14 protein-coding genes are annotated in these 14,161 nt (G+C 33.4%); 11 read left to right on the top strand and 3 right to left on the bottom strand.

From position 1 onward, the window contains the following. Window positions 1-75 precede the first annotated feature (75 nt). On the bottom strand, window positions 76-1,329 hold the full coding sequence (gene rocD, locus ACFO3N_RS03530; protein WP_379795257.1) for an ornithine--oxo-acid transaminase: 1,254 nt from the start codon (window positions 1,327-1,329) through the stop codon (window positions 76-78). A 223-nt stretch (window positions 1,330-1,552) separates the two neighbouring features. Between rocD and ACFO3N_RS03525 the strand changes: the two genes are divergently transcribed. The 4 genes from ACFO3N_RS03525 to ACFO3N_RS03510 all read left to right on the top strand — a co-directional run bounded on the left by ACFO3N_RS03525 (window position 1,553) and on the right by ACFO3N_RS03510 (window position 4,939). Beyond that, window positions 1,553-2,005, top strand: coding sequence for an Lrp/AsnC family transcriptional regulator (locus ACFO3N_RS03525; protein ID WP_095928823.1), 453 nt, complete (start codon window positions 1,553-1,555; stop codon window positions 2,003-2,005). A 109-nt stretch (window positions 2,006-2,114) separates the two neighbouring features. Continuing rightward, complete coding sequence (locus ACFO3N_RS03520) at window positions 2,115-2,888, top strand: dienelactone hydrolase family protein (protein WP_379795256.1); 774 nt, start codon at window positions 2,115-2,117, stop codon at window positions 2,886-2,888. A gap of 54 nt (window positions 2,889-2,942) precedes the next feature. Next, complete coding sequence (locus ACFO3N_RS03515) at window positions 2,943-3,917, top strand: DUF3667 domain-containing protein (protein WP_379795255.1); 975 nt, start codon at window positions 2,943-2,945, stop codon at window positions 3,915-3,917. Window positions 3,918-3,922: 5 nt separating this feature from the next. Continuing rightward, a complete protein-coding gene (locus ACFO3N_RS03510; RefSeq protein WP_379795254.1) occupies window positions 3,923-4,939 on the top strand; it encodes a M28 family peptidase in 1,017 nt (338 codons plus the stop codon). A 171-nt stretch (window positions 4,940-5,110) separates the two neighbouring features. On the opposite strand, the gene rho is transcribed toward ACFO3N_RS03510, so the two are convergent. After that, window positions 5,111-6,943: a transcription termination factor Rho gene (gene rho / locus ACFO3N_RS03505; RefSeq protein WP_379795253.1), complete on the bottom strand. Its 1,833-nt coding sequence runs from the start codon at window positions 6,941-6,943 to the stop codon at window positions 5,111-5,113. Window positions 6,944-7,124: 181 nt separating this feature from the next. On the opposite strand from rho, the gene ACFO3N_RS03500 reads away from it, so the two are divergent. The 3 genes from ACFO3N_RS03500 (at window position 7,125) to ACFO3N_RS03490 (ending at window position 9,262) form a co-directional block, all read left to right on the top strand. Continuing rightward, window positions 7,125-7,535 (top strand): DUF4293 domain-containing protein, encoded by a 411-nt coding sequence (locus ACFO3N_RS03500; RefSeq protein ID WP_379795252.1) that lies wholly within the window; start codon window positions 7,125-7,127, stop codon window positions 7,533-7,535. A gap of 150 nt (window positions 7,536-7,685) precedes the next feature. After that, on the top strand, window positions 7,686-8,345 hold the full coding sequence (locus ACFO3N_RS03495; RefSeq protein WP_379795251.1) for a response regulator: 660 nt from the start codon (window positions 7,686-7,688) through the stop codon (window positions 8,343-8,345). Between the two features lie 11 nt (window positions 8,346-8,356). Continuing rightward, entirely contained in the window at window positions 8,357-9,262 is a 906-nt protein-coding gene (locus ACFO3N_RS03490) for a sensor histidine kinase (protein WP_379795250.1), read from the top strand. Here the strand turns inward: ACFO3N_RS03490 and ACFO3N_RS03485 are convergent, their stop codons facing one another. Continuing rightward, complete coding sequence (locus ACFO3N_RS03485; RefSeq protein ID WP_248727597.1) at window positions 9,263-9,757, bottom strand: metallophosphoesterase family protein; 495 nt, start codon at window positions 9,755-9,757, stop codon at window positions 9,263-9,265. A gap of 647 nt (window positions 9,758-10,404) precedes the next feature. Between ACFO3N_RS03485 and truA the strand changes: the two genes are divergently transcribed. The 4 genes from truA (at window position 10,405) to ACFO3N_RS03465 (ending at window position 14,104) form a co-directional block, all read left to right on the top strand. Further along, window positions 10,405-11,139, top strand: a complete 735-nt coding sequence (truA, locus tag ACFO3N_RS03480; RefSeq protein WP_379795249.1) for a tRNA pseudouridine(38-40) synthase TruA — start codon at window positions 10,405-10,407, stop codon at window positions 11,137-11,139. Between the two features lie 98 nt (window positions 11,140-11,237). Beyond that, a complete protein-coding gene (locus ACFO3N_RS03475) occupies window positions 11,238-12,992 on the top strand; it encodes an ABC transporter ATP-binding protein (protein WP_379795248.1) in 1,755 nt (584 codons plus the stop codon). A gap of 179 nt (window positions 12,993-13,171) precedes the next feature. Next, window positions 13,172-13,462, top strand: a complete 291-nt coding sequence (locus ACFO3N_RS03470; RefSeq protein WP_379795247.1) for a ubiquitin-like protein — start codon at window positions 13,172-13,174, stop codon at window positions 13,460-13,462. Window positions 13,463-13,813: 351 nt separating this feature from the next. Further along, entirely contained in the window at window positions 13,814-14,104 is a 291-nt protein-coding gene (locus tag ACFO3N_RS03465; RefSeq protein WP_379795246.1) for a ubiquitin-like protein, read from the top strand. Window positions 14,105-14,161 lie beyond the last annotated feature (57 nt).

Genomic DNA, 14,161 nt, shown 5'->3' with positions numbered 1-14,161 from the left:
TTAAGTAATTATAAACAGAAGGCGATTGTTTCATTACAGTCGCCTTTTTATATCCTTAAAGTTACGGAGAATTAATTAATTTTTAAACTCCTCCAAAGATTTCTCGATAATCTCAAGACATTCATTAATTTGCTCTTCGGTCATTACCAAAGGCGGTGCCAATCTGATTTTGTTACCATGCGTTGGTTTTGCCAATAATCCGTTGTCTCTGAATTTAAGGCAAATTTCCCAAGCCAAATCAGATTCTTCACCTGTATTGATTACGATGGCATTCAAAAGTCCTTTTCCGCGAACCAACGTAATCAGGTTATTTTTTTCAGCGATTTTATTTAATCCGTCTCTTAAAATAACTCCTAAACGTTCTGCATTTTCAGCCAGTTTTTCATCTTTAATCACTTCCAAAGCTGCAATCGCTACGGCCGCTGCAACAGGATTTCCTCCAAAAGTAGATCCGTGCTGTCCTGGTTTAATCACATTCATGATTTCGTCATTACATAAAACAGCCGAAACTGGATAAACTCCTCCAGAAATCGCTTTCCCTAAAATTAAAACATCAGGCTGTACATTTTCGTGGTGAACAGCTAATAATTTTCCTGTACGTGCAATTCCTGTTTGAACCTCATCGGCAATAAAAAGAACATTGTGTTTTTCGCAAAGTGCTTTCGCTTTCGCTAAATATCCTTCAGAAGGAACATAAACTCCTGCTTCACCCTGAATTGGCTCAACCAAGAATCCAGCAATATTTTTAGATGAATTTAAAGCGTTTTCAAGCGCTTCCAAATTATCATATTCGATTTTGATGAAACCATCTGTAAAAGGTCCGAAGTTCTTACGAGCCGTTTCATCATTAGAAAATGAAATGATAGTTGTCGTTCTTCCGTGAAAATTATTCTCACACACAATAATCTGCGCCTGATTTTCTGGAATTCCTTTTACTTCGTATGCCCATTTTCTTGAGATTTTCAAGGCTGTTTCAACTGCTTCAGCACCTGTATTCATTGGAAGAACTTTATCGAAACCAAAATATTTAGTTACATATTCTTCGTAGTTTCCTAATTTATCATTGTAAAAAGCACGAGAAGTCAAAGTCAGTTTTTGCGCCTGCTCTACCATTGCATTTACAATTTTAGGATGGCAATGACCTTGATTTACCGCAGAATAAGCAGATAAAAAATCATAATATTTCTTTCCGTCAACATCCCATACATATACGCCTTCTCCGCGCTCTAAAACTACAGGAAGCGGGTGGTAATTATGAGCACCATATTTGTTTTCTTTTTCAATCAAAACTTCTGATTTTGATGAAAGTGTTTTTTCTGTACTTATCATAATATGCTTTTTATTTCTACAAAAATATTAAAATTAAACAAATATCAATCCCAAAAACGATATTTTGACTTAATTATAACAAAATAAAAGTCAAAAACACAATTTAAGCACTTTTAAAAAGACATATTTATTTTTTTCGAAATACGATTGCGTGTCTGTTTATTAAAAAAAAGAATTACTTTTATAAATAACAAAGACTCAATTTTTAACCGATTTATATTGAATGGAATTATTAGACGAATTTGATATTAGCATTATCAAAGAATTAGAAAAAGATGGAAGAATGGCCTTTTCTTCTATCGCCACTAATCTTAAAATATCAAATACAATGGTGCATCAGCGTATTAACAGAATGATTGAACAAGGTGTAATTTCTGGGATAAAACCTATTATTCAGGAAAAGAAAATTGGTTACGACTGGGCTTCTTTTACTGGACTTACATTAAATAAAGATTCTGATTCTGAAAGAATTATTGAGGCTCTTAAAGAAATTCCTGAAATTACCGAATGCTATTACGTAACAGGTTCTTTTACGCTTTACATCAAAATCATAGCAACAAATCATGAACATATGCGTCGTATTCTTTACGAAAAAATCGACGGAATTCCGGGCATTGACAAAACCGATTCTATTGTAGAATTGGGTTGCGCTTTTAAACGAAACATATCCTTATAAAAAGAAAAACCATTCTTTTAAAGTATTGGTTACAAACCTCACAAGAATTTACTTGTGAGGTTTTTTTGTAACATAATATTTCTGATATTTGTTAAAAATTGAAGAAATTATGAAAAACTCCATAATCATTTTATTCAGTGCAATCTTATTCTCAAATCTTATGAATGCGCAATTAAAACCAGTAAAATATACAGAAGGAAGCCAGCAGCTTAATGGCTTATTTATAAAATCTGCTAAAAAAAGCAGTAACAATCCAGGAATTTTACTTCTACCGGCATGGCTTGGGATTGATAATGCTTCTAAAGGAATCGCAGAAGAGTTATCTAAACTGGGCTATCATGTTTTTATCGCTGATATTTATGGCGAAGGAAATTATCCTAAAAATACTAGCGAGGCAGGAAAACAGGCTGGTTTTTATAAAACAAATTTTGAAGCGTATCAAAAACGTATTGATACTGCTTTGAAAGAATTAGTAAAAGCTGGCGCAAATGCCGATAATATTGTTGCTATTGGATATTGTTTTGGAGGAACTGGTGTTCTTGAAGCGGCCCGCGGACATTTGAATGTCAAAGGTATTGCTTCCTTTCACGGTGGTTTAGGAAAAGATGCCAGCAGAAAAAATGAACCAATTGCTACGAAAGTTCTTATTTGTCATGGAGCCGATGATCCGTTTGTTTCAAAAGACGAAATCGCTGCTTTCCAGCAGGAAATGCGTGATGGCAAAGCAGACTGGGAAATGATTTATTATGCAAATGCTGTACATTCTTTTACAAATCCTGAAGCAGGAAATGATAATTCTAAAGGTGCTGCATATAATGCTGTCGCTGCAAAAAGATCTTTTGACCATTTACAGCTTTTCTTAAACGAAGTCCTGAAAAAATAATTTCAAAAAATAGATACCTAAAAACTACCAGAACAAATCAATTAAAAAAAACCAATGTCACATAACAAAATTAGAGAAGACAAAACTTGTCTAAATTGCAGACATGTTGTGGAGCAGAAATACTGCCCCAACTGTGGACAAGAAAATAGTGATAGCCGAAAGACTTTTCATCATTTATTTATTCACTTTTTTGAAGATTTAACCCACTATGAAAATGCTTTTTGGAAAACAATAAAAAATCTTCTTTTTAAGCCATCCACGCTTACTAAAGAATACCTTTCGGGAAAACGCTTGTCTTATCTTGCACCAGTTCGACTTTACATTTTTATAAGTTTTATTACATTTTTATTAATTGCAATGTTTCCAAACAATGTAGGTGAAAAAATTGATAAAAGTGAAGAAGCACTTAACAAAGAACTCTCTAAAGCTACTGACACCCTAAATATAAGCAGAAAGGACGACAAAAGATACTTTCATTTTAAAACGATGAAAGAACTTGATTCGATTCAAAAATATGGAAAACCAAATGAGAAACTGAATGCTTCTTCGTATTGGTTTTCAGAAAAAGCAATACACGTTACGGAAAAATATACCAAAAAAGAGATTTATGAAAAATTCGTCGAATCGTTCTTTCATAACCTGCCTAAAATTCTGTTTATCATCATGCCGTTTTTTGCTTTTTTCTTGTGGCTTTTTCACAACAAAAAAAGATGGTATTATTTTGATCACGGAATTTTCACACTACACTATTTCTCTTTCCTATTACTGATTTTCCTCATCATGTTTATTGTTGACAGATTGATTGGTCTTTTTGGAGAAGATAGTCCGCTGTCTTTTATATCATCAATTACAACATTTGCAGGAACCATCTGGATGTGCTATTATTTTTATCCTGCACACCACCGTTTTTATGGCGAATCAAGAATAGTCTCTTTTATAAAAAGCTTTTTATTGTTTATAATAAATTCTCTTTTTATCCTATTTTTACTGACTTTATACGTTCTTTACACATTTATTAATTTACACTAACTAGAATGAAAAAAATACTCATTTTATTATTAGTTGTTACTGCGTATTCTTGTAAAACCGCGCAGTCAACAACAGCCAAAGACAATTCCGATCCGTCAAAATATGTTAAAGCTATCAGTGAAAAAGATCTTAAAAAAATGCTTTACACTATTGCTTCTGACGAAATGGAAGGCCGCGAAACGGGTTCTAAAGGACAGAAAAAAGCAGGCCTTTACATGATCGAGCAATACAAAAAAAGCGGAATTTCTTTTCCAAAAGGAGCATCGGACTTCTATCAGCCAGTTCCTGCAGCATTTATGAATGCAAAACGCAATCAAAACCTTCCTGATTCAGAAAACATCTGGGCTTACATTGAAGGTACAGAAAAACCAAATGAAGTTTTGGTAATTTCTGCACATTACGATCATGTGGGTATCAAAAATGGAGAAGTATACAACGGTGCAGATGATGATGGTTCTGGAACTGTAGCGTTGATCGAAATGGCTAAAGCTTTTGCTAAAGCTAAAAAACAAGGACACGGCCCAAAACGTTCTATTTTGTTTCTTCATGTAACTGGTGAAGAGCATGGCTTACACGGATCTCGTTATTATTCTGAAAATCCATTATTTCCTATTGCCAATACAATCGCAGACATCAACATCGACATGATCGGACGTCGTGATGTGGAGCATTCAAATACAAACAACTACGTTTATGTAATTGGTGCTGACAGATTATCTTCTGATTTACACAATGCAGTTGTAGCTCAAAATGAAAAATATATCAAAATGGACTTAGATTTTAAATTTAATGATCCAAAAGATCCAAACCATTTCTATGAGCGTTCTGACCACTATAACTTTGCAAAACACGGTATTCCAGCTGTTTTCTTCTTCAACGGAGTTCACGAAGATTACCACGGAAAAGGCGACGAACCTCAAAAAATTGAATACGATGCTTTAACCAAAAGAACAAAACTGGCTTTTGTCGTAGCTTGGGATTTAGCTAATAGAGAAAATAGACCAGTAGTTGATAAGAAATAGTTTTTTAAAGATACTAAGGTGCTGAGATGCTAAGATTCTAAGTTTTATTTTAGAAACGATCATAAAAAAAGGATGAGTAAAACTCATCCTTTTTTGTTTCTATATATTTTTTGATTTACTAATTTACTCAAAGCTAAAAACCTTAGAATCTTAGAGGCTTAGCAACTTTAACTAGTCATTCATCGAAATCAAAAACTCTTCGTTGTTTTTTGTTTTCTTGAAACGATCGTTTACAAAATCCATAGATTCTACTGGATTCATATCTGAAAGATATTTACGCATAATCCACATTCTTTGTAATGTTTTTTCGTCTAATAATAAGTCATCTCGACGTGTACTTGACGACGTAAGATCGATTGCAGGGAAAATACGTTTATTTGCAATTTTACGGTCTAATTGAAGCTCCATGTTACCTGTTCCTTTAAATTCTTCGAAGATAACTTCGTCCATTTTAGAACCCGTTTCTGTTAATGCAGTTGCAATGATACTTAAAGACCCTCCGTTTTCTACATTTCTAGCAGCTCCAAAGAAACGTTTTGGTTTTTGCAATGCATTGGCATCAACACCTCCACTTAATACTTTTCCAGATGCTGGTTGAACCGTGTTGTAAGCTCTTGCTAAACGTGTGATAGAATCTAATAAAATCACAACATCGTGACCGCATTCTACTAAACGTTTTGCTTTTTCCAAAACAATGTTAGCAATTTTCACGTGTTCTTGTGGTTCTCTATCAAAAGTTGAAGCAATAACTTCACCACGAACACTTCTTTGCATATCGGTAACCTCTTCAGGACGTTCGTCAATCAGAAGAACAATTAAGTAAACTTCAGGATGGTTTGCTGCAATTGCATTTGCAATATCTTTAAGAAGCATTGTTTTACCTGTTTTAGGCTGTGCAACGATCATACCACGCTGACCTTTACCAATTGGTGAAAACAAATCTATAATTCTGGTTGAAATCGAACTGCCTTTTTCGGCTAGTTTAAATTTTTCTGAAGGGAAAACTGGTGTCAAGTGTTCGAAAGAAACTCTATCGCGAACAACTTGCGGATCGTGTCCGTTAATTTTTAATACACGAACCAAAGGAAAAAACTTCTCACCCTCTTTTGGCGGGCGAACCACACCTTTTACAGTATCTCCGGTTTTTAAACCAAATAATCTGATTTGTGAAGTTGATAAATAAATATCATCTGGAGAAGCTAAATAATTATAATCTGATGAACGTAAAAATCCGTAACCATCAGGCATCATTTCTAGAACGCCTTCACTTTCAATAATTCCGTCAAATTCAAAGTCTGAATCTCTGAAATTATTGTTGTTCTTTTTATTCTTATGATTAGGATTTTGATTATTGTGATTTCCGTTTCCATTGCCATTCCCGCTCTGATTTTGATTCTGATTCGGGTTTTGATTTTGGTTTTTATTCTGATTCGGATTGATCTTTTTAACTGGAGCAGTTTGAGGAGTTTTTTCAGCTGTTTCGGCTGTTGGCTCAGAAGTAGTTGGCTCTGATGGGGCTGCTTCTACATTTTCCTCTGCAGGAACTTCACTTACAGCCTCTTTTTCTTTTTTAAGAGCTACTTTTTTCTCGTATGCCGATTTGCTGAATTTTACAACTTTAGGCTCTTTTTTTGCTACTGGCTCTTTTTTATCCTGTGCTTCTACTGTCGCCGTTTCTGCAATTGGCTCAATTGTATCTGCAGCATCGTTTTTTTGAACAGTTTCCTCTACTTTATCAAATTCTAAAACGGGTGTATTTTTGGTATTTGCTGCTTTTGTTTTGGCTGGAGCAATTCTGGCACGCTTTGGTTTATCTTCTTTGGCATCAGAAACTACTTCTGTTTGAGAAGCTTGAGCTGGCGCATTAGAGCTCTCTTGGTGTGCTAAAATCTGACTAATTAAAGTCTCTTTTTTGACACCAGTAATCTTTATTGTTTTAGCTAACTTAGCTATTTCTTGAAGCTCAGAAAGCTTCATTTCTTTTAATGCAGAAATATCAAACATGAATGTTCTATGAATTTAATTATTTTAAGGAATACTGTAAAAAGAATAGGTAGATAATTAATTTGAATTGACCGCAGTATGAAGTGCTTACGGTATTATGATGCAATAATACGAATAAAATTTTATCATACAATAGTATTTTAAAAAAAGAAAATATATTTTTGTAAAACATTTTTAGACCATGATACAAAGAATTCAGTCTGTATATTTATTTCTAGCTTTTGCTGCAACTGGCATTTTAATGCTTTTTGTTCCGCTTTGGACAACTAGTGCAGGAAAGCCATTCTTTTTTATGCAGGACCAGCTTTATACTGTTTTATTAGGTTTAACGACTATGCTTAGTATTATCAGTATCATTTCATTCAAAAAAAGACAAAATCAGTTTGTATTAAACAGATTGAATATAATATTAAATTTAATTTTATTAGGATTATTTGTATATCGATCACTAAATTTATCTGGAGGGACTGAGGTCTCTGAGAAAGGTATTGGGATGTTCATGCCGATTGTTGCTATCGTGTTATTAGTTTTAGCTAATAAGGCCATCAAAAAGGACGAAGATCTTGTAAAATCTGTTGATCGTTTGAGGTAAACCTATAAACTTAGTTTATTTGTGCGAAGAAGAACCCGAATTTTAATTCGGGTTTTTTTTATGCCTTATTTTATCATAAATCAGACCTAAAGAGCATTATAAATATGTGATTTAGATGATAAATTTGCATTTTCGAATTCAAATATAAACATGACACCAAAAATAAGGATTCATCTTGCAGATGATCATCAAGTATTAATTGATGGTCTTTCGAACCTGCTCCAAACTGTTTCAAATTTTGAAGTGGTCGGAACTTCTTTAGACGGCACCACTGTTTATGATGATGTCATGAAGGACAAAGCCGATATTTTAATTCTAGATATCAGTATGCCAAAGAAAGACGGCATAGAGGTACTGAAAGAGTTTTATGAAAAAGAAATGCCTTGCAAAGCCATTATTTTATCCAGCTATGATGATCTAAAAATCATTAAAGAAGTTATGAAATTAAGCGCAAAAGGCTATCTGTTAAAAAATTGCGCTGGAGAAAATATTATTGAAGCTGTCGAAGCTGTTTATCAAGAGCAGGAATATTTTAGCGACAGCGTTAGAGAGAAAATTTTCAATACTTTTAGAGACAATCCTAAACTAAATCAAAACGCGATTATAGAAAACCCAATTCTAAGTCCACGTGAAGTCGAAATCATTATTTTAATTGCCCTAGAATACAGCGGTACAGAAATTAGCAAAAAGCTTTTTATCAGCTCCCATACTGTCGAAACGCATCGAAAAAACATCATGAAAAAGCTTAATATAAAAAGCACAATAGGTCTGGTAAAATATGCTCTTAAAAACAATTTGATTAATCCTTAAAGATTGCTTTTATGTTTCGTTTCAAATTCATCGTATTTCTTCTTTTACTTTTTTCTTTTGAAGGAAATAATATCGCACAATCAAAGGATACAGCAAAATTTTCACAAACGGCAAATAACCAAACTACCGTTAATCATCTTAGTAAATCAGAACAGCTTCGAAATAAAAAAATCGTTAGTCTAACCATTATACTTACTATCATCATTTTTCTTTTGTTTTACTTTTTATACCAAAACAACAAACTAAAACAGAAAATAAAACGAAAAGACACCAAACAGAAAATCCTTCTCAATATCATTAATTCTGGAATCGATTCTCAAGAAGTAGAGCGTAAAAAAATTGCTTCTTTTCTTCATGACAACATCAACTCGCTGTTGTCTTCTGCGGGATTACATTTAAATACGTTTACAGCTCAAAACGATGTAAAATCGGAAGAAATACGAAAAGCAAAAGCTATTCTATCAGAAGTGCATGAACTTTTACGCGATATGTCTCACGACCTTATTCCGTCGCTTTTGGTTCGTTTTGGATTAATTTATGCGTTAGAGGATTTATGCGAGAAAAACTCAAACTCTGCAATTGAATTTGAATTTTCAAGCACTATTCCGATCAGTAGAAGATATGTTGAAAAATTTGAAATGAAAATCTATTTCATAGTTAGTGAATTGTTTAGCAATATTACCAAACACAGCAATGCTAAAAAAGCAAAACTTTCTTTAGCAGAAAAAGAAAACCAACTTATCCTCCACATTCACGATGACGGAATTGGTTTTAAAACACAAAAATTAAAAGACGCTGAAGGCTTCGGCTTAAGCAGAATTAGAGCTAGAATCAAAAAATACAAAGGAACCTTATCGATAGCTTCAAAAGAAAATCAGGGAACGAAAATAAAAATTCAGATTCCGCTGCCGCATTAATTACTTCTCTCCTATTTCGATAATTTCCAAATCTTTGATTTTATCATCATCTATCACAAAACGCAACATGGTTCTCACTTTATGAAAACCGCTTTTTCCTGCCGCGCCTGGATTCATGTGCAATAAATTATTCTTTTTATCAAACATGACCTTCAAAATATGCGAATGCCCACAGATAAATAATTTAGGCGGATTCAAAGCTAATTCTTCTCTAACATTCTGATTATACTTTCCGGGATAACCACCAATATGAGTAATCCAAACCGAAACATTTTCACATGAAAAACGATTATTTAGAGGAAATTCTAATCTCGCTTTTGCATCGTCAATATTTCCGTAAACAGCTCGTAAAGGTTTTAGTTTTTTAATCGTATCCGTCACTACCAAATCTCCAATATCTCCAGCATGCCAAACTTCGTCTGCCTGAGCAACATATTTTAAAATAGTATCATCGATGTGACTGTGAGTATCGGAAAGGAGAAGAATTTTGGTCATTTTTTTTTAAGAGGCTAAGATTCTGAGGCGCTAAGATACTAAGTTTTTTTTCTGTAGAGACGCACCTCAGTGCGTCTTTCGTGCTGTTTTTAAATTTAGTTATTTTCTAATCTCAGGTGAGACGCAACACAATACGTCCATACAACAAAAAAACCTATCAACTCTGAACCTTTATCTCTTTGTTTCTAAAAAATCTCCAATCTGATGTTAGACGCACTGCAGTGCGCCTCTACAGAATATACATGATGAAAAAAAACTCAGAACCTTAGAACCTTACAATCTTAGCATCTTTAAAAAAACCTATCTGAAGTAAGACGCACTGCAGTGCGTCTCTACAGAATATACATGACGAAAAATCTTTGCAACTCTGAACCTTTGCAACTTTGCAACTAAAAAATTTCCAATCTGACGTGAGACGCACTGCGGTGCGTCTCTACAGAATAACCGCGACAAAAAAAAAACTATCTAACGTTAGACGCACTGAAGTGCGTCTCTACAGATACACACAACAAAAAAAACTTTGTAACTCTGAATCTTTGCAACTTTGTCACTAAAGAAAAAAACTTAGAACCTTAGCATCTCAGAATCTTAGCATCTTTTCAAAAAAACCTTTGTACCTTTGCACCTCAGAACCTCTGTCCCTTAAAATGAGATATTTTATTCAATTCGCTTATAACGGAACACATTATCATGGCTGGCAAATACAGCCAAATGCTTCTTCAGTTCAAGAAACCTTAAATAAGGCTTTTTCGGTTTTATTAAATGAAAGCATCAGCATTATGGGGGCCGGAAGAACAGATACTGGTGTTCATGCAAGCGAAATGTACGGTCATTTTGATACAGAAAAAAACTTAGACATTCCGGTTTTAATTCACAAACTGAATTCTTATTTACCAAAAGATATTGCAATTTTTAATATCATTCTGGTTCACGATGATGCCCATTGTAGATTTGATGCTACAAAACGAACTTACGAATATCACATCAATACAGTAAAAAATCCGTTTTTACAGGAATTGAGCTGGTATGTTACACAAAAATTGGATGTTGCTTTGATGAATGAAGCGGCGCAGTTACTACTGAAACATACCGACTTTCAATGTTTTTCAAAAGTTAACACTGATGTAAACACGTTTGATTGCACGATTTTTGAGGCATATTGGAAACAAGAAAACGAAAAACTGATTTTTACCATTTCGGCAAATCGTTTTTTAAGAAATATGGTTCGCGCCATTGTGGGCACTTTGATCAATATTGGTTTAAAGAAAATTACTTTAGCTGATTTTGAAAATATCATTGCCAGCAAAAGCAGGGAAAAAGCAGGATTTTCGGTTCCGGCACATGGTTTATATTTGACCAATATTTATTACGATTATTTATAAGCTTTAAGCTTTAGGCAATAGGCTTTAGGCTTATTTCTTACAGCTAAAAGCTAAAAGCTTATGGCCTAAAGCCTATAGCATAAAGCTCCTAAAAATAAATGAAAGCAAAAGCATTCGATACAGGATTATTCAAAAGAATTTTAAAATATACCCGACCTTATAAATGGCGTTATTATGGCGTAATCATATTTGCCATTTCGCTGTCTATCTTCGCTGCACTTCGCCCCTATTTACTAAAAGAAACGGTCGATGGCTACATCAAAACTCATGATAAAATGGGCTTACTGATGTATATCGTTTTGATGGGAGTAGTTTTACTAATGGAGGTATTTTCTCAATTTTACTTTGTTTATTGGGCCAACTGGCTCGGACAAGATATTGTAAAAGACATTAGAACTAAACTTTTTAAACACATTTTGAGTTTCAGAATGAAGTATTTCGATTTGGTTCCCGTTGGACAGCTGGTTACTCGAGCTGTTTCGGATATTGAATCGATTGCCCGTATTTTCAGTCAAGGTTTGTTTATGATTATAAGCGATTTGATGAAAATGATCGTGGTTCTTATTTTCATGTTTTATATGAACTGGAAACTAACTTGGATCGTTGTAGTTGCAATGCCTATTTTGGTTTACATTACCAGAATTTTTCAACGTAAAATGCAAGTGGCTTTTGAAGAAGTTCGAACGCAAATTGCCAATATGAACTCTTTTGTACAAGAGCGCGTGACGGGAATGAAAATCGTGCAGCTTTTTAACCGCGAAAAAATCGAAGCAGAAAACTTTAAAGAAATCAACAACAAGCATAGAGTCGCTTGGATTAAAACGATTTTGTACAACTCCATCTTCTTCCCGATTGCCGATATTATTTCGTCTATTACTTTAGGTTTGGTTGTGGTTTATGGCGGATTCAGAATTTTGAATGGAGATCATTTTACCACTTTTGGTGATTTGTTTTCGTATACGATGTTTATCGGAATGCTATTTAATCCGTTGAGACAAATTGCAGATAAATTTAACGAGATGCAATTAGGAATGATCGCTGCCAATCGTGTTTTCGACATCATCGATACGCAAGATCACATTCAAGATACAGGAATAATTGAAGCACCTGTTTTTGACGGAAGAATTGATTTTAAAGACGTTCGTTTCAGCTATATTCCAGAAGAAGAAGTCATAAAAGGTATTGATCTTTCGGTTTCTGCTGGACAGACCGTGGCAATTGTAGGTTCTACAGGAGCAGGAAAATCTACTATTATTAATTTATTGAATCGTTTTTACGAAATCAATAGCGGAACAATCTGCATTGATGGAGAAAATATCGAAAACTATACTTTGGCTTCTTTAAGAAAACAAATTGCTGTTGTTTTGCAAGATGTGTTTCTGTTTGCCGATACGATTTATAACAATATCACTTTACACAATCCAGAAATTACAAGAGACAAAGTAATTGACGCAGCAAAAAAAATTGGAGTTCATGATTTTATTATGAATCTGCCAGATAATTATGATTTTGATGTAAAAGAGCGAGGCGTTATGCTTTCTTCTGGACAGCGCCAGCTTATTGCTTTTTTACGTTCTTATGTGAGCAACCCGAGTATTTTGATTTTGGACGAAGCAACTTCTTCTATCGACACCTATTCTGAAGAGATGATTCAGCGTGCAACAGAAACAATTACAAAAGGAAGAACTTCGATTATTATTGCGCATAGACTCGCAACAATTGTAAATGCCGATAAAATTGTGGTTATGGACAAAGGTTTGATTGTCGAACAAGGCACACATCACGAATTACTAAATAAAGCAGATGGCTATTACAAAAACCTGTACGATTCGCAATTTTCAGTAGCTAATTAGCCTTAAGAAATTACTCACATACTTAATTTTCAAAATCTTACAAAAATTTAAACATCAAAAACGCGGATATTTCTTGTATTTAGGAAAAAATGATTTTATCACAACTCCATCATTTTAATTGTATTCTTACAAATAAATAAGTAAGTTTGAGGAACAAATAATCATTTTTAAAAAATCCTATGAAAAAAAAATTACTTTTTATCGTTTTCTTTTTAGTCTTTTCGGCTAATGCATTCTCAATGCAAATTTTTATAAGAGTTGTTGGTTCTACGGAAACCATAACCCTTGAGGTAGAAAGCTCTGATACCATTGATTACATTAAGTTTAAGATAATGGACAAAACAGGAATCCTCCCAGATACTCAAAGGCTTATATTTGCAGGAAGACAACTAGAAGATGGCAGAACATTATCTGATTATAACATTCAAAAAGAAAGCTCAATAAATATGATTATTCGTAAGGAAAGATAATAATTGTTTTTTTTCTCCTATAGAAAAAAGACACTTCTAAAAAGTGTCTGAAATTAAAAAATAAAAGGGTTTGACTTTTAATTGAAAGTCAAACCCTTTTATCATATAGTGTTAAGAATTGATTTTGAATATCATTCAAACGAAATCTTATACAATTTCAATAGTTAATTAGCCTTGAGAAATTACTTACACGCTTAGTTTTCAAAATCTTACAAAAAATAAAATTCTGAAAACACGATGATTCATTGTATTTAAGGAAAATTTATTTTAACACAACTTTATAATAGCACTTGTATTCTTACAAATAAACAAGTAAGTTTGAAACTTAATAATCATTTTTAAAAAATACTTATGAAAAAAAAATTACTATTACTCGTTTTATTTTTAGCCTTTTCGGCTAATGCATCTGCAATGCAAATTTTTATAAAAACCTTGACTGGGAAAATTATAACTCTTGAAGTTGAATGTTCAGATACTATTGATAATATTAAGTCTAAAATACAAGATAAAGAAGGAATTAAGCCTGATTGCATTAGACTAATATATGCAGGAAAACAACTTGAAGACGGAAGGACATTATGCGATTATAACATTCAAAAAGAAATGGTTGTACATATGGTTCTTAGAGAACCTTGCAACTAATCACTCTTAAAGAAGGTGTCTAGTGTATTTAGAATAAAATTTTGATGCACTTATTGC

It is taken from the genome of Flavobacterium chungangensis (assembly GCF_042654045.1).
Lineage (GTDB): Bacteria > Bacteroidota > Bacteroidia > Flavobacteriales > Flavobacteriaceae > Flavobacterium > Flavobacterium chungangensis.
Note: the sequence above shows the minus strand (reverse complement) of the source record. Positions and strands in the feature narration are given on the sequence as shown.